21 protein-coding genes, 4 tRNA genes and 1 pseudogene are annotated in these 23,154 nt (G+C 60.3%); 12 read left to right on the top strand and 14 right to left on the bottom strand.

Going from position 1 to position 23,154, the window contains the following annotated elements; genetic code table 11:
- Window positions 1-210, top strand: a 210-nt coding sequence (locus LJE91_09265) for a hypothetical protein (protein ID MCG6868896.1), incomplete at its 5' end; no start/stop codon positions are given.
- A 94-nt stretch (window positions 211-304) separates the two neighbouring features.
- Here the strand turns inward: LJE91_09265 and LJE91_09270 are convergent.
- From LJE91_09270 to LJE91_09285, 4 genes are all read right to left on the bottom strand, one after another.
- Window positions 305-380, bottom strand: a tRNA-Lys gene (locus LJE91_09270).
- A gap of 26 nt (window positions 381-406) precedes the next feature.
- Window positions 407-482: transfer RNA gene (locus LJE91_09275), tRNA-His, on the bottom strand.
- Window positions 483-530: 48 nt separating this feature from the next.
- A tRNA-Arg gene (locus LJE91_09280) sits at window positions 531-607 on the bottom strand.
- Between the two features lie 27 nt (window positions 608-634).
- Window positions 635-711: transfer RNA gene (locus tag LJE91_09285), tRNA-Pro, on the bottom strand.
- A 306-nt stretch (window positions 712-1,017) separates the two neighbouring features.
- On the opposite strand from LJE91_09285, the gene LJE91_09290 reads away from it, so the two are divergent.
- Window positions 1,018-1,533 carry a peptidyl-prolyl cis-trans isomerase gene (locus tag LJE91_09290; protein ID MCG6868897.1) on the top strand — a complete coding sequence of 172 codons (516 nt, stop codon included), beginning with the start codon at window positions 1,018-1,020 and terminating at the stop codon, window positions 1,531-1,533.
- Between the two features lie 122 nt (window positions 1,534-1,655).
- On the top strand, window positions 1,656-2,378 hold the full coding sequence (gene lpxH / locus LJE91_09295; GenBank protein ID MCG6868898.1) for a UDP-2,3-diacylglucosamine diphosphatase: 723 nt from the start codon (window positions 1,656-1,658) through the stop codon (window positions 2,376-2,378).
- Here the strand turns inward: lpxH and LJE91_09300 are convergent.
- From LJE91_09300 to LJE91_09330, 7 genes are all read right to left on the bottom strand, one after another.
- A complete protein-coding gene (locus tag LJE91_09300) occupies window positions 2,362-3,156 on the bottom strand; it encodes a hypothetical protein (protein ID MCG6868899.1) in 795 nt (264 codons plus the stop codon). The two genes, lpxH and LJE91_09300, sit on opposite strands and share 17 nt — an antisense overlap.
- Entirely contained in the window at window positions 3,156-4,343 is a 1,188-nt protein-coding gene (locus tag LJE91_09305; protein MCG6868900.1) for an O-succinylhomoserine sulfhydrylase, read from the bottom strand. Before LJE91_09305 ends, LJE91_09300 begins: the two co-directional genes overlap by 1 nt.
- A 358-nt stretch (window positions 4,344-4,701) precedes the next feature.
- Window positions 4,702-5,892 carry a class I SAM-dependent methyltransferase gene (locus LJE91_09310; protein MCG6868901.1) on the bottom strand — a complete coding sequence of 397 codons (1,191 nt, stop codon included), beginning with the start codon at window positions 5,890-5,892 and terminating at the stop codon, window positions 4,702-4,704.
- Complete coding sequence (locus LJE91_09315; GenBank protein MCG6868902.1) at window positions 5,889-7,097, bottom strand: class I SAM-dependent methyltransferase; 1,209 nt, start codon at window positions 7,095-7,097, stop codon at window positions 5,889-5,891. The genes LJE91_09310 and LJE91_09315 overlap by 4 nt, the downstream gene beginning before the upstream one ends.
- Window positions 7,098-7,113: 16 nt before the next feature.
- On the bottom strand, window positions 7,114-8,376 hold the full coding sequence (locus LJE91_09320) for a class I SAM-dependent methyltransferase (GenBank protein ID MCG6868903.1): 1,263 nt from the start codon (window positions 8,374-8,376) through the stop codon (window positions 7,114-7,116).
- Between the two features lie 3 nt (window positions 8,377-8,379).
- A complete protein-coding gene (locus tag LJE91_09325) occupies window positions 8,380-9,435 on the bottom strand; it encodes an SDR family oxidoreductase (protein MCG6868904.1) in 1,056 nt (351 codons plus the stop codon).
- 32 nt (window positions 9,436-9,467) lie between these two features.
- Window positions 9,468-10,193 carry a glucose-1-phosphate cytidylyltransferase gene (locus LJE91_09330; GenBank protein MCG6868905.1) on the bottom strand — a complete coding sequence of 242 codons (726 nt, stop codon included), beginning with the start codon at window positions 10,191-10,193 and terminating at the stop codon, window positions 9,468-9,470.
- 1,026 nt (window positions 10,194-11,219) lie between these two features.
- Here LJE91_09330 and LJE91_09335 point away from each other — a divergent pair.
- The 4 genes from LJE91_09335 to LJE91_09350 all read left to right on the top strand — a co-directional run bounded on the left by LJE91_09335 (window position 11,220) and on the right by LJE91_09350 (window position 18,130).
- Entirely contained in the window at window positions 11,220-11,885 is a 666-nt protein-coding gene (locus LJE91_09335) for a hypothetical protein (GenBank protein ID MCG6868906.1), read from the top strand.
- 20 nt (window positions 11,886-11,905) lie between these two features.
- Window positions 11,906-13,849: a CHASE domain-containing protein gene (locus LJE91_09340; protein ID MCG6868907.1), complete on the top strand. Its 1,944-nt coding sequence runs from the start codon at window positions 11,906-11,908 to the stop codon at window positions 13,847-13,849.
- A 61-nt stretch (window positions 13,850-13,910) separates the two neighbouring features.
- On the top strand, window positions 13,911-14,333 hold the full coding sequence (locus tag LJE91_09345) for a response regulator (GenBank protein MCG6868908.1): 423 nt from the start codon (window positions 13,911-13,913) through the stop codon (window positions 14,331-14,333).
- A 572-nt stretch (window positions 14,334-14,905) separates the two neighbouring features.
- Window positions 14,906-18,130, top strand: a complete 3,225-nt coding sequence (locus tag LJE91_09350) for an error-prone DNA polymerase (protein MCG6868909.1) — start codon at window positions 14,906-14,908, stop codon at window positions 18,128-18,130.
- A 285-nt stretch (window positions 18,131-18,415) separates the two neighbouring features.
- On the opposite strand, the gene LJE91_09355 is transcribed toward LJE91_09350, so the two are convergent.
- The gene (locus LJE91_09355) at window positions 18,416-19,108 is read right to left on the bottom strand and encodes a Crp/Fnr family transcriptional regulator (GenBank protein ID MCG6868910.1); all 693 of its coding nucleotides are present in this window, start codon (window positions 19,106-19,108) and stop codon (window positions 18,416-18,418) included.
- 630 nt (window positions 19,109-19,738) lie between these two features.
- On the opposite strand from LJE91_09355, the gene LJE91_09360 reads away from it, so the two are divergent.
- On the top strand, window positions 19,739-20,077 hold the full coding sequence (locus LJE91_09360) for a muconolactone Delta-isomerase family protein (protein ID MCG6868911.1): 339 nt from the start codon (window positions 19,739-19,741) through the stop codon (window positions 20,075-20,077).
- On the opposite strand, the pseudogene LJE91_09365 reads toward LJE91_09360, so the two are convergent.
- A pseudogene (locus LJE91_09365) lies at window positions 20,049-20,132 on the bottom strand (hypothetical protein). The gene LJE91_09360 and the pseudogene LJE91_09365 overlap by 29 nt on opposite strands.
- A 1-nt stretch (window position 20,133) precedes the next feature.
- Here LJE91_09365 and LJE91_09370 point away from each other — a divergent pair.
- From LJE91_09370 to LJE91_09385, 4 genes are all read left to right on the top strand, one after another.
- Window positions 20,134-20,553 carry a hypothetical protein gene (locus LJE91_09370; protein MCG6868912.1) on the top strand — a complete coding sequence of 140 codons (420 nt, stop codon included), beginning with the start codon at window positions 20,134-20,136 and terminating at the stop codon, window positions 20,551-20,553.
- A gap of 658 nt (window positions 20,554-21,211) precedes the next feature.
- Window positions 21,212-21,463 carry a hypothetical protein gene (locus tag LJE91_09375; GenBank protein MCG6868913.1) on the top strand — a complete coding sequence of 84 codons (252 nt, stop codon included), beginning with the start codon at window positions 21,212-21,214 and terminating at the stop codon, window positions 21,461-21,463.
- Window positions 21,464-21,532: 69 nt separating this feature from the next.
- Window positions 21,533-22,117 (top strand): DUF308 domain-containing protein, encoded by a 585-nt coding sequence (locus LJE91_09380; GenBank protein MCG6868914.1) that lies wholly within the window; start codon window positions 21,533-21,535, stop codon window positions 22,115-22,117.
- A gap of 45 nt (window positions 22,118-22,162) precedes the next feature.
- Window positions 22,163-22,438, top strand: coding sequence for a hypothetical protein (locus tag LJE91_09385; GenBank protein MCG6868915.1), 276 nt, complete (start codon window positions 22,163-22,165; stop codon window positions 22,436-22,438).
- A gap of 192 nt (window positions 22,439-22,630) precedes the next feature.
- On the opposite strand, the gene LJE91_09390 is transcribed toward LJE91_09385, so the two are convergent.
- Entirely contained in the window at window positions 22,631-22,960 is a 330-nt protein-coding gene (locus LJE91_09390) for a transposase (protein ID MCG6868916.1), read from the bottom strand.
- Window positions 22,961-23,154 lie beyond the last annotated feature (194 nt).

Genomic DNA, 23,154 nt, shown 5'->3' on the forward strand with positions numbered 1-23,154 from the left:
ATCTGGGACGATGGCAAGCAGCTATCCGTTGACGAATCGGTCCAACGAATAGGTGCAAGCTACCCGGAACTACCGGTCGAGTCGATCCATTCACATCTTGTCGGCTGGCTTGAGATGGGCGAGCTTCCTTGTGACCTTCCCGCGGGCCAAATGAATGAGATGGAAGAACTGGTGACCGCGTGGGCTGACGAGCTCAACGGCATTGGATAGGCTAGCTCAGAGCAGTCGAGAACTCGGTACTCTCAAGTCATCTACATCTCGACCGAAAACTTATCCGAAAAATGATCTAAGTAATTGATTTAATTGGTGGGCCGTGAAGGAATCGAACCTTCAACCAATAGATTAAGAGTCTACTGCTCTGCCAATTGAGCTAACGGCCCGCAACCGGCGGTTAAAATAAGTTTTTTGGGGTGAGCGATGGGAATCGAACCCACGACCACAGGAGCCACAATCCTGAGCTCTACCAACTGAGCTACGCCCACCATTGTATCGTCGCTGATTATACTTTCCACCCCTACCGAAATCACGGTTGGCGCGCCCGGCAGGATTCGAACCTGCTACCCTCGGCTTAGAAGGCCGATGCTCTATCCACATGAGCTACGGGCGCAGAGTCGTGACGGTTCCGGCTAGGTAGTGGTCGGGGTAGAGGGATTCGAACCCCCGACCCCCTGCTCCCAAAGCAGGTGCGCTACCAGACTGCGCTATACCCCGATTACCGGACGGGGAACCACACTTCGCATGTCCCAGGACATCGGCGGCGAAGCCGGAGGATGATACGCGCTGGCGGCCGAAGGCGTCAACGCCGTGCGACTGCACCAGGCTCGATTTGGCTTCCGTCCCGAGCCGATACAGCTTACCGCTATTTGGTGCTAGACTTCCGCCGCCCGCCAATCGGCCAAAACCTACAAGGAATCCGGAATGTTCGAATCTTTCAGGCAGTCGAGGAACAGGCTCCTCCTGACATTGGTGCTGGCATTGCCGGCATCGTCTTCCACATTCGCAATCGCAGGAACCTCAATGAACGAAGCAGCGCCCGTCAAGGTGGAAATGCAGACGAACAAGGGCAAGATCGAGCTGGAGCTCTATCCGGACAAGGCCCCCGCGACGACGGAAAATTTCCTCACTTACGCTAAGGAAGGGTTCTACGACGGGACGATCTTCCATCGCGTCATTCCCGGATTCATGATTCAGGGTGGCGGCTTCACGCCGGACATGTCGGAGAAGGCGACGAAGGCTCCGATACGCAACGAAGCGAACAACGGTCTCAAGAACGTCACGGGGAGTATCGCCATGGCCCGTACGCCGGATCCTCATTCGGCGAGCTCCCAGTTCTTCATCAACCTCAAGGATAATCACTTCCTGGACCATACATCCGAAACGCAGCAGGGTTGGGGTTATGCAGTATTTGGTCAGGTGACCGGCGGGAAGGAAATACTGGAATCGATAGCGGCCGTACCGACAGGCAACCACGGAATGCATCAGGACGTTCCAAAAGATCCGGTGATCATCGAGAAAGTTACGGTAGCGGAATAGCCACGACACCGGAGGACCGACAGGCGACGAAACAGGTTTCACGCCCGGCCGCAGTGACCGCATAGGCGCCGGATAGAATGCCTGAACGGAATCACGCTACGTCGGAAAGCGGGGAACAGCCGATGAACGAGACACTGTTCATATCGGACCTGCATCTCGATGCCTCACGGCCCCGCATCAACGAGCTCTTCGTCCGCTTCATCGAACATGAGGTTACCGGGTGCGAAGCGCTCTACATCCTGGGCGATCTCTTCGAATACTGGCTGGGTGACGATGCCCCGACACCCGGACTCGAATCCGTCGAGGACACCCTGCGTGCGCTGACCCGTGAAGGCGTTCCGGTCTACTTCCTACGCGGCAACCGGGATTTCCTCATCGGCGAGGACCTTGCCCGACGGTCGGGCATTACCCTGCTACCGGGGGAAAAGGTCGTCGACCTCTACGGGACATCGACCCTGGTCATGCACGGCGATACCCTGTGCACGGATGACTCACGCTATCAGTTGTACCGATCCCTGGTGCAGAACGGATGGTTCAGGGCCCTGTTCGGCTCGCTTGGCCTGAAGATGCGGATGCGGCTCGCCGGATTCATGAGAAACACGAGCAACCGCGAGATCGACAGAAAACCCGCCGAAATCATGGACGTCAACCAGGCGGCTGTGGTCGCTGCGATGCGCCGCCACGGTGTCCGGCGGTTGATACACGGACACACCCATCGACCCCATGTCCATGAATTTGAGCTGGACGGGCGTTCCGCCGAGCGTATCGTACTCGGCGACTGGTACGAGCACGGCAGTGTTCTGCGTTGCGGCCCCGACGGGTGTACGCTCAGGACGCTGGAATAGACGAATCGTCGCCGCCCCCGGTCGAATAGTCCCGATAGCCCTCGGGGATATCGAACAGCGACTCGTCCACGTCCACACCTGTTTCAAAATTCTGCAGCGCCCGGGCGAAGCCCCGATAGTCCCATTCCCTGACCGGGAAACCGTACTCCAGATGGCGCGTGGGAAAGAACACCTGGTTGGCGAGCATACAGTCCGACCACATGTCTTCAGGGGTCTTTTCGAGATTCGCGGCGTGCTCACCTGCCAGGCTCTCATGGAACTCCCGAAGCGCCTTGGTCGCCTCAGGCAGCAACCCCTGCGCCGAGACGACGTTGGTGCAAACCTTGCCATTGACCGTCAGTTCCATGTGATAGGGCCTGACTCCTCCGATCGGGGGAGCATTGTCCTGGGACTCACGCCGTGCGCCGGTCTCCAGAACACGGGGGCTGGCCATCGCCACCGACCGATATGGAATGGTAAATATGCTGCGATTCTCGTGACTGACGCTCCTGACCGAACGATCCTGCCTGTCGAACAGGACAAAGTCACCCCCGTCATCGCCGTCGTCCATGCGAACGAACTTGTCGGTCACGATCATGCGTGTCCGATACGGGGCAACTCCCGGTTCGTGTTCCTCGAACCAGACCACGACCGTCGACACCTCCGGGGGCGCCACGGCGGGGACGGGTGGATCGGTCTGCTCGCAGCCGGCCAACAACCCACTCGCGAGCAGACACGATACGGCGCGCAACAGGGGAACGCGTATTGCGATCAGGATAGCCTGCAGAGCCGTCAACATCAGGTTTTCAACCCCTTTCGGAGGTCCCGGATCAGGTCATCGGCGTCTTCCAGACCCGCCGCGATGCGGATCAATCCCTCTGCGATGCCCGCCTTTTCCCGCTGCTCCGGTGTCAGTCGACCATGCGTCGTCGTCGCCGGATGCGTAATCGTCGTCTTCGCGTCACCGAGATTGGCCGTAATCGACATGAGCTCGGTGGCGTCGATCACGCGCCAGGCGGTTTCACGACCGCCTTCGACCTCGAAGGCAATGATGCCTCCGAACCCGCTTTGCTGGATGCGAGCGAGTTCGTATTGCGGGTGCGATTCGAGCCCGGGATACCACACGCGCCGCACGCCGGATTGTGCCTCCAGCCACCGTGCAAGCTCAAGTGCATTCTCGCAATGGACGCGCATGCGTAGCGAGAGTGTCTCCAGGCCCTTGGCGAAGATCCACGCATTGAAGGGACTCATACTCGGTCCGGCGGTGCGCAGGAACCCAAAGACGTCCTTACCGACCCGCTCGCTGTCACCGACGACCGCACCTCCGACGCACCGGCCCTGTCCGTCGAGATACTTGGTCGCGGAATGAACGACGATGTCCGCGCCAAGTTCCAGTGGACGTTGCAGGGCCGGTGTGCAGAAGCAGTTGTCGACGACCAGGATTGCGCCGTTCTCCCGACACGACTCTGCAATCGCGCGGATGTCGTAAAGTTCGGTCAACGGATTTGAGGGTGTTTCGAGAAAGACAAGCGATGCGCCGTTCGAGATTGCGCGATTCCAGTCCTCCGTTACCGTGCTTTCGACATACCTCACATCGACCCCGAATCGGGTCAGGAAGTTGTCGAACAGCATCATCGTCGACCCGAACACGCCGCGTGACGAGACAATGCGGTCCCCGCTGCGCAATAGACCCATGCAGACCGACAGAATCGCCGACATACCCGAGGCGGTCGCAACACAGGACTCCGCACCCTCGAGAGCCGCGAGGCGTTCCTGGAACAGATTGACGGTCGGGTTGGTGAACCGAGAGTAGATGTTTCCGGGTTCGTCCCCCGAAAACCGCGCCGCGGCCTGCGCCGCCGACCCGAAGACGTAGCTCGAAGTCGTGAAAATCGGCTCGCCCTGCTCCCCCTCGGCGCTGCGATGTTGGCCGGCGCGCACGGCAAGCGTGTCGAACCGGTACGGCATATCTTGACGTCGATCCATCTTCAGAAAAACCCGGAAACGAAAAAACCCCGCGTGACGGCAGCCGGCGGGGTCCTGGTTCTCTCGCTTTAGCTGCATTTTTTTTTAATGCGCCCGCAAGCTGACGATGTCAAATCGGCGCAGACCCTATGCTATGTGGAGCCGCCATCGAAGTCAACGACTCGACCCGGTCCCCCCGCCCCTGTGTTAGGAAAGATGTCGCCTCTTTTTGAAAGACTCTATTTGAGCTGGTTGAGCTGGGGGCACAACAAGGCCGGGGGGGCACCGCCTGCCGGCATCTACCGTCCCGTCGCCCTCGAGGGGCGACCACGGCGTCCGTCTCGCTGCACTGCACCATTGGGAAACGGCGCGGCCCCGGTCAGACGCAGGTCACTTCCGCATCGACCGAGATCTCTTCGAGGTTAAGGCGGACCTCGTCCAGATAGAGAGGATTGGTCAGAATCACGTTCGCCGGACTCAACTCGCGCAGGGCTTGCGGACCCACAATCTCCTGTCCGGTTCCGGCGATGAAGGTACCCTGCTTCTTTGGGTTCAGATCCACGGCGTGACTGACCGCGTGATCACGATCCACGACATTGAGGAAGGTCACACCCTTGGATCCCGCGCCCCAGATGACGGTCTCCCCGGCCCGGCGCCCGTTACCCCGCATCCAGCCAGTCCACAGATCGACCTTCTCTCGGTAACTCCTGCCAAAACGCTCACCGAGCGCGACCAGTTCGTCCAGTTCCCCGACATCGCTCCCGGCATCTGCCCCTCCCCTACCCTTTCGCGCGACGGCTTCAATCCCGAGAAACTGGTTTCCGTAGCCCAGACGGATTTCCCGAACTTCGAACCCCGTCTGTTCGAACACGGTCCGCAGCGACTGCGGTGAGTAGTACGAGCAATGCTCGTAGATGAGGTCCCAGATCCCATTGTCCCGAAGGGAGTACAGGACACTGGGGACCTCGAAGTACACCGGTGTATCGCCGCCGGCCGACAGCATCGAACCGAGTTGTTCCAGAAACGCCCGTGGCTCGCGCACGTGCTCCAGGACATGCCGGCAGACCACGAAGTCGGGGGCGAGTTCCACATGACGCGTCGAGTACTCGTCGGCGATCATCATGATGGCTTCCGAACGGGTCTCGTCGTTGGACGGCCTGTATCCCGGATCGAAGCCGTAACCCCGGATCCGCGCGAGTGCTGCAAGGAGATTCAAAAAATACCCGTTACCGCAACCGATCTCGACGACCTTCTTGTCATCCAGGTCATAGCGCCTGACCAGCGACCGCGCGAGGTCCTCGGCGTATTCCCGGAAACGCGGGGAGTGGTGCAGGGCGTTGTCGTAGTCCCCGACGTACTCGACCTTGCCGGGATCGAAGGCGCCGTTGTACAGATGCCCGCAGTCGACACAAAGCCGCAGTTCGATGTCGCCGGAAAGGGCGGCGCGCGCGGCCTCGGCCGTCGGCCACTGCACGTTGCACATCACCGGCACGTCGTGAATCTCCAGCAACGCGCGGGTCGCCGTGGATGCGCAGACCGGACAGGCTTCCTTGGGGGTCGTGTCGTTCACAAAGCGATCAGTTCGGGCTCGAGGCCCATCTCGCTCAGTTTCCGTCCTACCTCTCCCCGGTACACGGGGTTCATCAGTGTCACGGTGTCGGGACGGTACTCCTGGAGATATTCTGGGGCCACGATCCGCTGTCCCGTCCCCGCCATGAAGGAACCCTGGCGGTGGGGATTGATATCGACCACGTACTCGACCGGAATCTCACGATCGAGAAGGGACAAAAAGGCGACGGCCTTTGACCCGGAGCCCCACAACACGATCTTACCCGGATCGCCTTCACGCACGCGCGCCAGCCACTGCACGCGCTTGTCTCGCGCGCGATCCATAAAACCATCGGCATAGGCACGCAATGTCTCCAGGTCTTCCGGGGCCCGCGCCGATTCCGGCACGGCATCGGTCGCGGTCGGTCTGGCCTCGATGGTGAGGTACTGCCCGTCGTACTCGATGTGTTCGCTCAGTACCTCGAACCCGGTCGATTCGAACAGGTAGCGCAGCGAACCCGGGCTGAAATACGAGCAGTGCTCGTAGTAGATATCCTCCAGGGCACAGGTACGCAGGATGCGCGTTGCTTCCGGGACCTGAAAGAAGACGACGGCCCCCGGTTTCCATACCACCGCTTCACGGATCATGCTCAGGAACTCCTTCGGGCGCGCAATGTGCTCCAGCGTCATTTTGCAGACCACGAAATCGGCGCTGCAACCGCCGGTTCGCGCGGAAAAGAAGTCCTTTACGAAATAGAGGTCCTTTTCGGGCGCGGACTGTTCCCTGGCGTCGTCGAACCCCGGGTCGAAACCCGTTCCCCGGTTCCCCCCCAGCGTGCACAGCAGGGAAAGAAACTCCCCCTTGCCGCATCCGATTTCCAGGATGTCGTTACCGTGCAGCGAATAGCGCTCGATGAGCCTTCGCGCCAGGTCCTCGTGGAACGTATTGAAGGTGGCGGAAAACCCCTGGGTCTCCTCGTAGCGTCCCGAGTACTCGGTCAGGCGGGGATCGAAGGCGGTGTTGCTGACGAATCCGCAAGTCGGGCAGATCCCCAGCTTCATGTCGCCCTTGGGATACTCCCGCGCCTGCGCGGATGAATCGAACAGGATGCAGCTGTTCACGGGAATCGCGTCCTGCTGGTAGAAGACCTCGAGACGGGACCGTTCGCAATTCGGGCACTCACCCGCCGGGTGGTCCCGCCTCTCGCGACGCTGTGTCACTGTCATGGCGCTTGCTCCCGGTTCAGACCGCAGTCCTTTGAGCGCGGTCGGTGACGATCCGCGGTTCCGGCAGGGGGATGACAAACCTGCCGCCTCCGAGCCGGTACTCGTCGAGGTCCCTCATGATCTCATCGGCGAAGTTCCAGGCCAGGATCAGGACGTAGTCCGGCATCTCCTCGAGAATCTTTTGGGGGGGCACGACCGGCAGGAGATTGCCGCCCATGTACCAGCCGTGCTTTACCTCGTTACGGTCGGCGACGAAGTCCAGGATCTCGCGGTCGATCCCGGTGAAACTCAGCAGGGTGCACGCCTTGGCGGCCGCCCCGTAACCCGCGATCCGTTTGCCGTACCGCTTCAGGCCCTCCAGCAGCTCGCGCAGTTCCGCCCTCAGGACCGTCACCCGGTCGGCGAAGGCCCGGTAATATCCGAACGTCGTCGCTCCGCGCTCCCGTTCCTCGGCGAGCATTCGCTTCACCCCCTCGCCCGGGGCCTCCACCGGTTCGACGAACAGGCGTAACGAACCGCCGTGCACCGTTGTGTGCTCCACGTCGTTCAGATACAGGCCGTTGCTGCGAAACACCCGGTCGAGGGCGGTCACCGAGAAGTAGCACAGGTGCTGGTGATAGATGGTGTCGAACTCGACATGATCGATCAGGTCCACCACCCACGGAGCCTCGATGACCGCGACGCCATCGGGTTTGAGCACCGTCCGGATTCCCTGGATAAAGCCATTCAGATCAGGGACGTGAGCCAGCACGTTGTTGGCGAGAAACACGTCCGCCGGGGCCTCGCCCTCGGCCACCAACTTTCCGGCCATCTCCCTGGTAAAGAAATCGTGCCGGGTCGGCACCCCGGCCTCCCTGGCCGCCCGAACGGGCCCCGGGGCAGGATCGACGCCGAGCACCGGGATCCCGAGCTCGATAAATTTGCGCAACATGTACCCGTCATTGCTGGCGGCCTCGATCACCTTGCTTTCCCGGCCCAGACCCCGCCGGGCGGCAATGGCCGCCGCGCTGTCCTGGAAATGCTTCAGCAGACTCGGAGAGACCGAGGAGAAATACGGATAGTCGTCGTGGAAAAGGATCTCGGGCGGTACCGTTTCGCGAATCTGGACCAGGGAACAATGCTCGCAAAAGGCGACTGTCAGAGGCACAGAGTAATCCGGCTTGTCCAGGTTGTCGGCATGAACCAGCCGGTCGGCCAGGGGTGTGTTACCGAATCCGATCACCTTACGTAGCGTGTCAGAGCCACACGCGCGGCATCGTGTCTCAGTCTGGTAACTCATGATCTAGACCACAGCCGACCGGGCGCCCGCCGGTTGAACGCGCCAGTCCCTGGACAGCAAGCCCCGTGCCATCAGGTACTTGAGATGAGCCAGTCGTGCGAACCTCACGCCTTCGAAGTCGGTCGGATCCAGCTCGAATCTGCGATACAGGTCCACGAGCTCCTGTACGCCGCGGCGCACCGTCCACTGGGGCTTGAACGCCGGCAGCACCCTGGCGATCTTGTTGCAGTCTACGCGGTAGGAACTTGGGTCCGGTTTCGCGTCCGGTGCATACTCTATGACGCAGTCGCCGACCTCTTCCTCGACGATTGCCGCAACTTCGCTGACCCGGTAGTTCTCGGCGGTGGTGCCGATGTTGAAGGATTCGCAGAAGACATCCTCGCGCGGCGCTTCCATGGCCGCGATGTAGGCCCTGGAGATGTCCTCAATGTGGACCAGGGGTCGCCAAGCGTTACCCGTGCTCTTCAGAAAGACCCGCTTTTTTGAGATTGCCCAAGCCGTCAGATTATTGACCACGAGATCGAAGCGGAGCATCGGGGACACACCGTAGGCCGTCGAGGCGCGCATGAATACCGGGCAGAAACTGTCGTCCGCCAAGCGCGACATACCCTTTTCTGCTGCAACCTTGGAGTCCGCGTAGGGCTTCAGTGGTCGAAATCCGGAATCTTCGGTGATCCAGTCGTCGCCAAAGGCCCCGTAGTTGCTGCAACTCGACGCGAATATGAACCGGTCCACACCGGCCTGTTTCGCTTTTTCGGCCAGGGACACGGCCGCGACGTGGTTGATCTGGTTCGTCACCTGCGGGTCGTGACTACCCAGCGGGTCGTTGCTCATCCCCGCCAGGTGGATGATCGCGTCGAACCCCTCGAGGTCCCTTACGCCGATATCCCGTATGTCCATGACCCGCATCGGCCCCGCACCTTCTGAAATCGGCAGGCGGCTGCGTTCGAAGACACAGGAATCCAGTTCCACTGCATCGTGCCCCGCGTCGCGCAGCATCGGCATCAGCACCGATCCGACGTATCCCCCGCTACCCGTTACAAGTACCCGTATGTTCATCGTGTCACCTTCTCTATTCCTTACTTCGATTTCTAGACCAGCCACGGCACGTTTCCCGAGTCCCAGTAGTCCTGCAACAGATTCCGGTCGTGGATCGTATCCATGCACTGCCAGAAATCGTGGTGGCGGTAGGCCATCAGCTCCCCGGCGGCGGCAAGCCGTTCCATCGGTTCTCTCTCCCATTGCGTGGCGTCGCCTTCGATGTACTCGAATACGCCGGGCTCCAGAACAAAAAAAGCCCCGTTTATCCAGCCCTCCGAATGCGGAGGCTTTTCCGCGAATGCGTTCACCCGGTCGCCCTCGAGCTGCAACTGCCCGAATCGCGGTGGCGGTCGCACGGCCGAAAGCGTGGCGAGCCGGCCATGTGAACGGTGAAATTCAAGCAGGCGCGCCAGATCGATATTCGAAACTCCGTCGCCCCAGGTGAGAAAAAAGGTCTCGTTGCCCAGCTCGGGGGCAAGCCGCTTGATACGCCCACCGGTCATGGTCGCCTCACCTGTGTCCACCAGGTTCACCGACCAGGAAGCACCATTGCCGTCGCCGTTTCCGTAAGTTCCCCCCGCAGCGAATACATCGCGAATCAGCTCGCCTCTATAGCCCAGCGCAATGACGAATTCGTTGTACCCGAAACCGGCATAGTGCTTCATGATATGCCAGAGGATCGGCCGCCCGCCGATCTCGACCAGCGGTTTCGGCCTGACGTCGGTCTCTTCGGCGAGCCGCGTGCCGCGCCCCCCCGCCAGTATCGCCACCTTCACGGGATTCCTCCTGACCTCCGGGCGAACCGTCGCCGACGCCCCGGAAACTTCATCAATCGACCACCGCATTCAGCCCTGCCGTTTGCAGCGTAGGTCGGGGATGCTATCTGAAACGCACCACTGAAACGGCCTGCGCTAGGACCAAAGGTAGCGTATATCGGATGAACGATGTACCTCGAAGTTACGCCCACGCCGATGTCGTATCCGTGCACCTGCCCGATGTTTGGCAACGTTCCGACAGAGACTCACTCTATAGAATAGACAATACATTAAATATTGATTCTAAGCATTAGCAATTCGTAATATTGCCTATCTCGCCATGGGATCGCTTGGCAAGCGGCCGTGACGGTTGCCGATCCACTGTCGACGATCCCTGACGACCCGTGGCAGGACACGAACCACTCCCCTTTGTTACGGTCTTGTTTAGCGTTTGTCACGATACGATTGGCAGCGCGATGCTTTACGCCTCAAGAACATCGTATGTCTGTCCGGAATGGCGTCTCACCCGCCTACGCCCAACTGTATTGCATTAGCAACTTCACCTGCCTGCGGGAGGCGTCACGCCCAGACTGCCGGGAACATCGCGTGGCGCGCAGCGGCCTGTCTTTCAAGGAGGCATATGACACTGCCCGGGAGATTCGCGAAAGTCTTTCCGGCACTGAGTCGATCTCAACCGCGGACCTGGGCAAGCAGGTGGCGGAACGGCTTGCCAATAGATATGGTACTGCATCTCAAGAGGCATATCTTTCCCGTACGGAGCATAATGCGAAAACCATCGTCAGCTCGAAAAGAGGCGACAGTCCATTCTCCTCGGGCGCCCTCAGTCGTTCCCTGGAGGGCTGCGCCATTGAGCGGAAATGTGCCGCTAACGTTGCACGGTACGTTCAGAGAATCCTGAAAGAATCGGGGCAGAAGAACATCGGGACAACTGAGCTACGGCGAATCATATTCCGGTTGTTGACCCAACGTTGTTCCCCAGAGACCGGAGAAAGGTATCTTTCCCGGCGGCAGTTCAGGGATAGCGGCATGCCGCTGATCGTACTGATCGGTGGAACAACCGGTGCTGGCAAGAGTACCGTTACGACGAATCTGGCCTATCGCCTGGATGTCGTGCAAACCCAGTCGACAGACACGATGCGCGAAATCGTCCGCTCCTGTTCAGCGCCACACCTGGTTCCGACACTCGGCTATCCAAGCTTCGAAGCCTGGCGGGGACTTCCGAATGTCGGCGAGGACACGCGGGCCTGCGATGAAAACGCCGTGGTGATGGGCTTTCTGTCCCAATTCAGCATCGTCAAGCAGACCATAGATGCGACAATCAAGCGCGCGATAAGAGAGCGCCGTCACACCATCGTCGATGGTGTTCATGTGCTGCCCACCGAACTCGATCTGGCCAAGACGACCGGAAAGGCAATCTGCGTCCCCGTCGTTCTTGCAGTGGCAACGAAAAGCAGGCTGGCGGACCAGTTGCTCGGACGCAGCCGCGAGCAACCGGACAGGGGCTCCTCCGGGTATCTTCAACACGTCGAGGACATCTGGGATCTGCAGAGCTATATCCTGGAATCGTGCGACCGAGATTCGATTCCGGTCGTCGTCAACTGGACGCTGAAAGACACCATTCTGGAGATCCTGAACGAAGTGAGCAAGCGTGTCCGCGAAGCCTTCCCCCCGGATCCCGACTCGCTGGAATAGCGAGCCGGAATATCGACAGTATGAAGAGCGACATCGCCGCTGCCGCCACCCCGGTTCAGATTCGAACCTATCTGCCGATAGGTCTGGTCACGGTGCTGGGCATTCTAATAACTCTGGTTACCTTCCAGCGAATCACCGAGCTTGAAGACCAGGAGATGCAGACGACATTTCACACTGCGGCCAGTGACCGCATACTGCTGATTCAGCGGGAATTCGATCAAGCCCAGGCGACCATTGAGGACATCGGTTCTTTTTTTGAGGGTGGGCAGACGATTACGCGGCGGGATTTCCGCCGGTTTATCGGACCGGCGCTGAAACGGTATCGCGGCATAGTGTCTCTCGAATGGATCCCGCGGGTGACCGGCCTCGGGCGGAGCGAATTTGAAGAGGACGCCCGCCGTGAATTCCCGCGATTCCGCATGACCCAGTCCGACGAAAGCGATTCATGGCAGAAAAGCGAATGGCGCGACGTGCATTTTCCAATACTGTTTGTACAACCCTATGAGTCCAACAAGTCCCGGTTGGGATTTGACCTTGCATCCGAACCGGCATTCCTCTCTGCGTTTCAGGCGATGGATCATTCGGGAGAAACGGGGACAATAATTCATAGTCCCCCCGGTGATGACATTGCCGGCGTGTCCGTCGTCACATTTCTTGTTCCCGTTTACCGCGACGCGGCGGGAACTGCAGAGGAGGTGACTGATCCGATTCCGGATGCGCACGGCCAGATCACGAGGTGGAATGAGGAGAATCTACTTGGGTTCGCGTCGGGTGCCTTCCGTATTCGAGACATTGTGGAAGATGCATTGATCAATGTCAGTCCCGGAGGTATCAATATCACAGTCTACTCCGGAAACCGGGCCGACGAGAAGGAACTGCTGTACCACCATCAATCACGCCTGATCCCGGATCGTGGAACGGCAGGCTACCCGAAAGGAATCCTGCGCAAAACAGTGACAGAGCCCTATATCCGAAGCTTACGCGTCGCCGATGAGCGATGGCTGGTGAAGTGCACGGCGGTACCGGGCGCCTACGAGTCGCATCACTGGAGTAGCTGGATCGTACTGGCCGGTGGTCTGGCGTTTACCGTGCTGCTAACCATATACTCGATCACTCTGGCTGGACGTGCTCAGGCGGTTCGACGCCTTGTGTCGAAACGTACTTTACAATTGCAGGATATCAACATCGCACTTAACAAGGAAATCGCGGAGCGAAAGCGCGCCGAAGCCGACCTCCAGCGATTGAACGAAACACTAGAATTCCGTGTTTCCATACGCTCCGCCGAAGCAGAACGTCGCGCAAGCGATCTGGAACAGTTCGCCTACGTCGCCTCCCACGACCTGAAGGCCCCCTTGCGGGGGATAAGCAATCTTGCCGCCTGGCTGAAGGAAGATCTCCAGGTAGTGCTTACGGATGAGACCAGGGAGCAGATTGACCTGTTGCAGGATCGTGTCGTGCGCATGCAGTTGCTGGTGGACGGGCTGCTGGACTATTCAAGGATTGGCGCGGTCGATGGCGAAAAGGAGTCCGTGGATACCGGGAAATTACTCGTGGAAACGATTGATTCGCTCGCACCCCCGGAGGCGTTCACCATAGAGATGGTCACCGATATGCCGACGCTGCGGACGGACCGCATGCAACTGGGACAGGTATTCGCAAATCTTATTTCGAATGCCATCAAGCACCATGGTAGTCCCGAAGGGCATGTCTGGATATCGGCAGACGCGGTTGGTGAATTTTTTCGCTTTTCGGTGGCCGATGACGGGCCGGGTATCGCCGGGGCGTACCATGCCAAGGTGTTCATGATGTTTCAGACCCTGTCCTTGAAGGACGATACCAGCAATACGGGCATCGGGCTAGCGCTGGTAAAGAAGATCGTCAACGAACATGGAGGAGAGGTGACGCTGGAGTCGAAACAAGGAAAAGGCACGGTATTTCGTTTTACCTGGCCAAAAAACGGCTGAGTTCAGGGTGCGGTCAAAGACCCGACAGAAAATTACGGACAGCGTTATGGAGGAAGCTTAAATGCCGGATCAAGACTCAAGTATCCTACTGATTGAAGATGATCGCGTTGATGTCATGACGGTTGAACGCGCACTGAGAAAGAACCAGTTTGCCCACAAATTGTATGTGGCGCGGTCGGCTTTGGAAGCGCTAAACATGCTGCGCGGACGGGGTGTACCCAAGATCGACCCACCTCCGACGATCATTCTTCTGGACCTAAACCTTCCGAAGATGAGCGGGATCGAGTTCCTCGAGGAACTGCGCAGCGACGTCGAGTTGCGCGATCTTGCCGTCATCGTGCTGACTTCTTCCAATGAACCGCGTGACCAGGAGGCTGCCTTCAAATACGAGGTGGAAGACTACTTTGTCAAACCACATTCATTCGATGAGTTCTCGCGCATGATGGCGACGATACTCTCCGAATGGACTCGGACGAATACATGATCCGTGACGTTCCTGATTCCTGCTCTTAAGTGAGAAATGGCTCAATACTGCTTACCCAAAAGGGATCGTTCCGGCGATGATGCCTCGATCATGGATCAGATCGATAAGGCGATTGCCGGAAAATGGCATACCAGATCGCACCGGATTTTCGTTCGTCATCCAGGCGCGACAACAGGCGCATAGTCGAACTATGTAACGGTTGTCGCAACATAGAGGACGGACGAAAAGACAAGCAGGATGGTATGTCATTTGACAGAAATCGCCTAAGGTTGAAGTGGGATTCAGGAGGAACCAAACCACCCACTGACAGTGATGGTCGGAGAGCTTGCCGACAACCGACAGCCATTTGCGTCCCGGTCATGGCAGAACCCCCACGGAATGTTGCCCCGTTGACCTGAAATACCCACACCCACGACCCCTCTCGAACAATCCTCACCCAGGGTCCGACCGCCACTACAGAGAAAAGTGGGGGAGGTAAGTCTTGCGTCTTTATGATACTGTTCAATAATACAGTCTTATAAGTATGCCATTCGGCGCTAATCCGAACGCTTTGAATAGCGCCAATTTCGCCTATGAACAACGTCTCACCCGGGTATGCCGAACTGCATTGCTTGAGCAACCGCACATTTCTGCGTGGGGCCTCACACCCCGAAGAACTGGTGGCGCGCGCGGCGCGCAACGGTTACGCAGCGCTGGCCCTGACCGACGCGTGTTCTGTCAGTGGTGTGGTACGGGCGCATGTCGCCGCGAAGCGCACCGGATTGCCGCTGATCGTCGGCAGCGAGTTCCGGCTCGACGACGGAACGAAGTTCGTGCTGCTGGCAACCGACCGGCGAAGTTACGGGCGTCTGTGCGCGCTGATCACCCGGGGACGACGCGCGGCAGCCAAGGGAGAGTACCGCCTCGGCCGCGAGCAGGTGGCCTCGCAACCGCCGTCCGGCCTCCTCGCCCTGTGGCTCCCGGGCGAGGAGGCCGATAGAGGGGAACCCGAATCGGAGCCCCTGCGCTGGCTCGCCGGTCTGTGTCCTGGCGCAACCTGGATCGGGGTGGAACTGCTGCTCAATGGGCGCGACCTGGCGCGTCTCGGACACCTGCGCGCACTGGGGAGGCGTTGCGGCATCCCGCTGACGGCCTGCGGCGATGTGCACATGCACGCACGGGGACGGCGCGCCCTGCAGGACACGCTCACGGCCATTCGACTCGGCAAGCCGCTTGCCGAGTGCGGGTTTTCCCTCTACCCGAACGGCGAACGGCACCTGCGCACCCGGGCTGCCCTGGCTGAACTCTACCCGCCCGAACTGCTCGAGGAGACGGTTCGCATCGCCGCGCGCTGCCGTTTTTCGCTGGACGAACTGCGATACGAATACCCATCGGAGCTGGTCCCCGAGGGCACCACACCCGCCGCGTGGCTGCGGCGTCTGGTCGAACGAGGCATGGCACGGCGCTGGCCGGGCGGCGCGCCTGAGCGGGTGCACAAACTGGTCGGGCACGAACTCGCGCTGGTGGCCGAACTGTCCTACGAGCCCTACTTTCTCACCGTACACGACATCGTGCGTTTCGCTCGAGAACGGGACATCCTCTGCCAGGGACGCGGCTCGGCCGCCAACTCGGCCATCTGTTATTGCCTCGGAATCACCGAGGTCGACCCGGCCCGCATGAATCTCCTGTTCGAGCGCTTCATCTCGCGCGAGCGCGACGAGCCGCCGGACATCGACGTCGACTTCGAGCACGAGCGCCGCGAGGAGGTCATCCAGTATATCTACGGCAAATACGGCCGCGAGCGGGCCGCGCTCGCCGCCACCGTGATCACCTACCGCTCCCGCAGCGCCATTCGCGATGTCGGCAAGGCCCTGGGCTTCAGCCTGGACCAGGTGGGCCGGCTGGCAAAGACCGTGCAGTGGTGGGACGTCGGCGGTGTCCGGGACGGACAGATCCGGGAGGCCGGGTTCGCACCCGACAACCCCATGATCCACCGGCTCACGGTTCTGGTGGACACCCTGATCGGCTTTCCGCGCCACCTCTCGCAGCACGTGGGCGGGTTTGTCATCTCGCGCGGCCCCCTCTCGGAGCTGGTGCCCGTGGAAAACGCGACGATGCTGGATCGTACGGTCATCCAGTGGGAGAAAGACGATCTGGAAGCCCTCGGCCTGCTGAAGGTGGACGTCCTGGCGCTGGGCATGCTGAGCACCATCCGCAAGGCCCTGTCCCTGGTCTCGGGATACGACGATCGCGTGACACACATGGCCGACATTCCGCCGGAGGACCCGGCCGTCTACGACATGATCTGCAAGGCCGACACCGTCGGGGTATTCCAGATCGAGTCGCGCGCGCAGATGTCGATGCTGCCGAGGCTGCGTCCGCGAAACTACTACGACCTGGTCATCGAGATCGCCATCGTGCGCCCCGGCCCGATCCAGGGAGACATGGTGCACCCCTACCTCGCCCGGCGCAGCGGCCGGGCGCCGGTCACCTATCCGAGCGAGGCGGTCCGATCGGTGCTGGAACGTACCCTGGGCGTACCAATCTTCCAGGAACAGGTCATGCAACTGGCCATGGTCGCCGCGGGTTTCAGCGCCGGGGAGGCCGATCAGCTGCGCCGTGGTATGGCGGCATGGAAGCGCAAGGGCGGACTGGACCGGTTCGAGCCGCGGCTGCTCGAGGGCATGCGCAGCCGCGGCTACACGGAGGCGTTCGCCCGTCAGATCTTCAGCCAGATCAAGGGATTCGGCGAATACGGTTTTCCGGAATCCCATTCGGCGAGCTTTGCCCTGCTGGCCTATGTCTCGGCCTGGCTGAAACGCCATCACCCCGCCGCCTTCACCTGTGCCCTGCTCAACAGCCAGCCGATGGGGTTCTATGCCCCGGCGCAACTGGTCCAGGACGCCCGGCGTCACGGCGTCGAGGTACGCCCGGTCGACGTGCGATACAGCGCGTGGAACTGCACCCTCGAACCCGCGGCCGGGACCGAATGGCAACCGCTTCCCGGTCTGCCCGGCGCACGAGCCACCGGGATCCGCACCGCGGGCCCGGTTTTCCCGGGAGTTCGTGAATCCCCTCAGACCGCGGTTCGGGGTCCGGACGCCACGGGCCGACACGCCCTGCGGCTCGGCCTGCGGAGGGTGAAGGGACTGTCGCGCCACGGCGGCGAGTCGGTTGCCGGGGCGCGATCCGTACGACCCTTTGAGGACACGAGGGGCCTCGTCGCACGAACGGGACTGAACCGGCGCGATCTCGAGTGTCTTGCCGCGGCGGACGCGCTGGCCGGCCTGGAGGGCCACCGGCACAACGCCTGGTGGCGGGCCGGCGGCATCGAGTCACCGCTACCGCTGTTCGGCGTTCCCCGACTCGCGGAAGAGGACCCGCTGCTCCGAGAACCCACCGAGGGCGAGGACATCGTGGCCGACTATACCTCGACGGGCATGACCCTGCGCCGCCACCCGCTGGCCCTGCTGCGCGCGCGTCTGGCGGAGAAGGGTTACCGCAGCGCGGCGGATCTGGCAACGCTGCGAAACGGCACGGTGGCCCGCGGCGCGGGCCTGGTGCTTGTACGCCAGCGACCCGCGACCGCTTCCGGCGTCATTTTCACCACCCTGGAAGACGAGACCGGGAACATCAACGTCGTGGTCTGGCCCTCCACCGCCGAGATGCAGCAAAAGGCACTGCTGAAGGCGCGTCTGCTCGCCGTCACCGGGACACTGCAACGTGAAAGCGGCGTCACACACCTCGTTGCCGGACGGCTGGAAGACCTTACGGAATGGCTTGGGGACCTCGAGGCCGCGTCCAGAGATTTCCATTGAGCCTGATGAACCGGTGATGATGGCCCCATCATCGATGACGATTCACTAAAGAGCGATTGCCGGAAAATGGCATACCGGATCGCGCCGGGTGAACTGCGAAGCAGTGAACGGCTTGGGCAGGAAGCCCAAGACCGGTGCCCAAGCAAAGCAGGGACAGCGCCGCGCCGGGATCGTTCGTCATCAAGGCGCGACAACAGGCGCATCGTCGAACGATGGAACGGTTGTCGCAACACAGAGGACGGACGAAAAGACAAGCAGGATGGTATGTCATCTGACAGAAACCCCCTAAACCGACCGCCCGTGTTCGCGCAGGCGTTCGAGGTCTCTGACGGCAATGGTCTTGCCGCTGACACCAATGACACCCTCCTCGACCAGATGGTGCAGGGTGCGTGAAAGGGTCTCCGGTGTCAGGTTCAGGCGTGACGCTATGGTCCCTTTGCTGGCAGGCAGCTGGATCTTCATGTCCCCTTTCCCCCTTTGGGACCGCTCCAGCTCCTGGAGCAGATATCCCGCAACACGCTGGGAAGAAGACAACAGGCAGTAGGATTCCACATCGGAGATCAGGTAGTGCAGCCGCTGGCTCAACCCGGCCAGCAGCCGACGGGTGAATTCCGGAGACCGCCGGATGGATCCCAAGATGACCTGACCGGGGATCTGGATCAACGTAGTCTGTTCAATGGCCTGTGCCGTCACCGGACTGGCCTTGTCCAGGAACAGCAGCGCTTCGGCGAAACTCTGTCCCGGCCCGATGAGTTCGATGACTTTTTCGATGCCTGTCGGCGTTGAGATCGTCAGTTTCATCTGGCCGCACTTCACGCAATAAAAGGCGTCAGGCTTGTCCCCAACGGAGAACAGGGTCTCGTTGCGAGCCAGCTCGAGCTCACGGGAGTGTTGGGCAATGTCGCTAAGTTCCTCCGGTACGACGGAGCAAAGAAGCGGCAGCCGTGCGAGATGGGTCTGAATGGCTTTTGGGGCCATGACGAAAAAGGACTCCTTTCGTTCCACGATCTGGCATCGTGCCGGAACGAGCGCACGAGCAGGACCAATGTGGTTTGTGATACGGCAATTGCCCAATTGGTTCGGCCAACCGTACAGACGGGGCCTCGAGATCGCGACGGATTCCTGCCCGGGTCTGTCCGGATGGCATATTCCCGCTCGACGATCTCGTGTCGAACAGGCCGCGGAAAACCGGGTGTGCTTCGCTATTCGCGGACAGGCGGGTGAGCATTCCCTCGTGACCTCACGGTGACAAACGAGCAGGGCATCCGAAACAAATCGTTGTCCTGCCAGCCGCATCCCTAATTGCATTCTAGATCAGCTGGATTGAGCCGGGCACCTCGGCTCATGAAACCGCTTCCAATCAGGCACATTGACACGATATGGTTTAATAAATAATCAATAATATATCTTATACTTCTGTTTTATATAACTTATTTTCCGCCATACGATTCGAAACATCGGCCTCTGTCCACGCTCTCCTTTCTCGTTTGACTACGCCTCAATGATGTTGAAAGACGGCGTCACCGGAACGGCACAGGGACGCGCAGGTTCGTTGGTGTACACTCGGCTCGGGTGGCATGCGACCGTCGCAACGGGACCGGGATCACAATGAAATACCTCGTCAGGGGGTCGGCGGGCCCGGGATTCGCCACATCGGGAGAAGAGGCGGAGGTGCTCGAGGGAAAGGTCCTTCCCAGTATCGAGGCATTGGCGAAACTGGAACAGGACAAGAAGATCGTCGCTGGCGGACTACCGGTCGGAGACCGTGGCTTCGTATTCATCGTAGAGGCGTCTTCCAACGACGAGGTAGACCGTTTACTGAGAACGCTGCCGCTGTGGGGGCAGCTGCAATGGGAGATCACACCCCTGCAAACCTTCTTCGGTCGAGCCGTGCTGGAACGTGCGATACTCTCGGAACTGCTGAATACGGGGTCTCCTCGCCCCTGAGACCCTGCAGATACCCGCTCCCGTCCCATTTCTCGTGATGCCCGCAGGCAATTTCCATGACAAAGGGAATAAACCACCGTTGGATCGCCCGGATTTCTGCTCCGGATGACGACCAGATCCTCATGTCCGAAACCCGCCCGAAGCTGCCGGAACGCGGCATCGACCCGGCGCCACAGCAGCGACACCAGAGCAGCCGGTGCGTTTTCCACGGCGTCGCGCTTGTTGTACAGATCGTGGATCTCGATCATGGTGGCGAGGAACCGGACCATGGCGAAAATCTCGTTCCGATTGTCCTGGATCTCCTCGTAAAGCCTTGTCGCTTTCAACTCGCGCGCGACCACCAGCCGGTCGTAGGTCCCCTCGATCAGTGCCTCGTTAGACTGATGGATGGCGATGGCCGCGGAGATGCCCACCGAGACGAGGCTGACCATCACCAGCAACAGCAGGATTTGGTGCCGGAGGCGCATGCGGGGTAGACGGAACGCGATCACCGGGACGTCGCCGCAACGGGAAACCAGATGCCGTGGCCGCCGGTCTTCGCGACGATACCGGAGCAATACACTGTCGATACGGTCGACGCTGACATTCGTCGATTATGGCATTCGATCCGAAAGATTCAGCGTTTCCGAGATACCGAGTATCACCGGGCGCATGCTGAACCGGCGTGGCGAAATTGGGCCGCATGAACCGTTTGACTCTGTCGCCTGACGGAATCGCACCCGTGAGCGAGAGATCCTATTATCAGCTTCTCTCTTCCGATACCCTCGGCCCCGATATTGGGCCTCATCCAGGCCGGCGGGCCGCCAAGCCATTGCTCGCCATGAGCCCGCAACGCGTGAACAACGCGGAGCGTCTTCCATTCCGGGGTGACCCGACCGATGAGCCACTCGCGAGACAGCAGCGCTTTCTGCGCGTAGTAAGGCGATTTCTGTCAAATGACATACCATCCTGCTTGTCTTTGTCGTCCGTCCTCCGTGTTGCGACAACAGTGACATAGTTCGACTATGCGCCTGTTGTCGCGTCTTGATGACGAACGATCCCGGCGCGGCGCTGTCCCTGCTTTGCTTGGGCACCGGTCTTGGGCTTCCTGCCCAAGCCGTTCACTGCTTCGCAGTTCACCCGGCGCGATCTGGTATGTCATTTTCCGGCAATCGCCTAAGTCTGCTCGTCGAGCTGGCACAGCAGGAAGCGGTGGAAGTGCAGGGCAGGAACGAGGAGGCCGGGGAGGCGCGTTACCTGGTGTTCGGGGACTCAGAAGATCCGCGGACAATGACCCGGATGGACAAGCTCAGACCGAGTGGGTTTCGAACTCGCCCGCAGCCCGCTACCGGTTCGTCTCCAGGAATGCGACAATCCCCGCTGGTCGAGCAGAAAACGGTAAAGTAGCTCTGGGGGATCCGCGGTACTGAGTTTGACCGGAATTGGGTACAGACGAATTTTTGGGAGATACAACTAATGCGCGCATCGGGAACCGGCATCGGGGAACACGCGGGAAGACGGCACGGGAAGGTCTGGTGGTCATTCCTGCTGCGCGGGCTGATCGCGGGCGCACTTGGACTTTGCGCGCTGATCTGGCCCTCAGCCAGCCTGAATATCCTGCTGCGTCTGGTGGGTCTCTACCTGCTGGCTGACGGCGTCCTGGGTCTGATTGCCGCATACCGCAGTTTCGACCGGACACCGTATCTCGTCCAGGCGGCGATCAGCCTGATCATCGGTGCAACCCTCCTCTTCTGGCCGGGCGCCACGGTGAAGACGTTGTTCGTGATCTTCGGCATCTGGGCCCTGCTATCGGGCATCATGCAGATCGTCACGAGTCGGCAGTCGCGCCCCGATGATCCCGATCGCGGCCTGATGACGGGCATCGGCACCGTCGCCGCGATCGTCGGTCTGGTGCTGATCTTCTGGCCAGGTACCGGCGTCGTGGCGATCGCCTGGGTCATCGCCGCCGCCGCTTTCGTGATCGCCGCGCTGCTGATCTTCCTGGCGATGCGTCTCAAACGCCTCTCGGGGCGGATCGAGCAACTGAGATCGGACCGGTAGCGCGAATCTTGGAACAGAACCTTCCGTGTTTCTGGAGCGGATCGCATGAACCCAGGAAGCGTGTTCTCAACCGCAATCCTTGCCCTGTCATTGGTGTCCGGAACGGCGAATGCCGGCGTCGTGGACCCGGACTGCACGGCGAAGAAGGCCGCGAGGAGTACTGCGATGAAGACCACCGTCGGCGTTTCTGGTCGATGCACCGCCAAAGAAGCGGCCGGTGATACGGCAAGAGTCGCCGTCGGCATCGAGGAAAAGGGGCCGGTGGAAAAACGCCGTGATGACTATAGCGAAGGACTGGGTAAGAAGGTCCTCAACCACTAGAAATCCTTGAGTGGACAAGATCTCTACAAACGAGTCAAATTTTTCAAGCGGCCAGTTTTGCCTCTCCAATGAGTTGATCCATAGCCTGGTCCAGTTGGTGCATGGTGGATGCGATGGGGCGGTTTGGGGCTTACGGGCAGCCATTATTCAGCAGCGAGAAGCGGGGGCGGATCACCCGGTTGTGGACCTTGGTCAGGAACAGGCAGATACGCAGGCCTTCGAACCATGCCTATCCGGATGATGCCTATAGCCCAACTTGTGCAAGTTATCGTAGCCAGTCCATCCGTCGGTTCGCGCCTCCGTACCCTGTTGCACATTGGCCAGGACGAACGGTTCCAACGTTTCTTGCTTGCGGTTCGGAATAACCTGGAGACGCAAGCGGCCCGCGATGAAACCGCGCCCGTGTCCCCCGCGGCGCTGCGGTCGCTGACCGGACGGCAGGTTCGGGTCGGGACCCGGAGCCTTCTTCCGAAGGACGCACCTCGACAATGCCGGCCACCAGTGTCCTGTGGTGCCGCCCACGCCCCTCTCCCTGCGTCGTATCGAAAACACTCAGGGTGCCGCGGCCGCTGATCACGGTCTCGACGCTGTTTTGTATGAGTGACGCGCCCGCAGGAAAGAGCCCGGTGACGGTCTCGTAGAGGCGGGACTCGATATCGATCGAATGCAGAAAGAACCCGACCAGGGACAGGGGCCCCATCAACAGGGGAAATATG

The organism is Gammaproteobacteria bacterium, from assembly GCA_022340215.1.
Classification (GTDB): Bacteria; Pseudomonadota; Gammaproteobacteria; order JAJDOJ01; family JAJDOJ01; genus JAJDOJ01.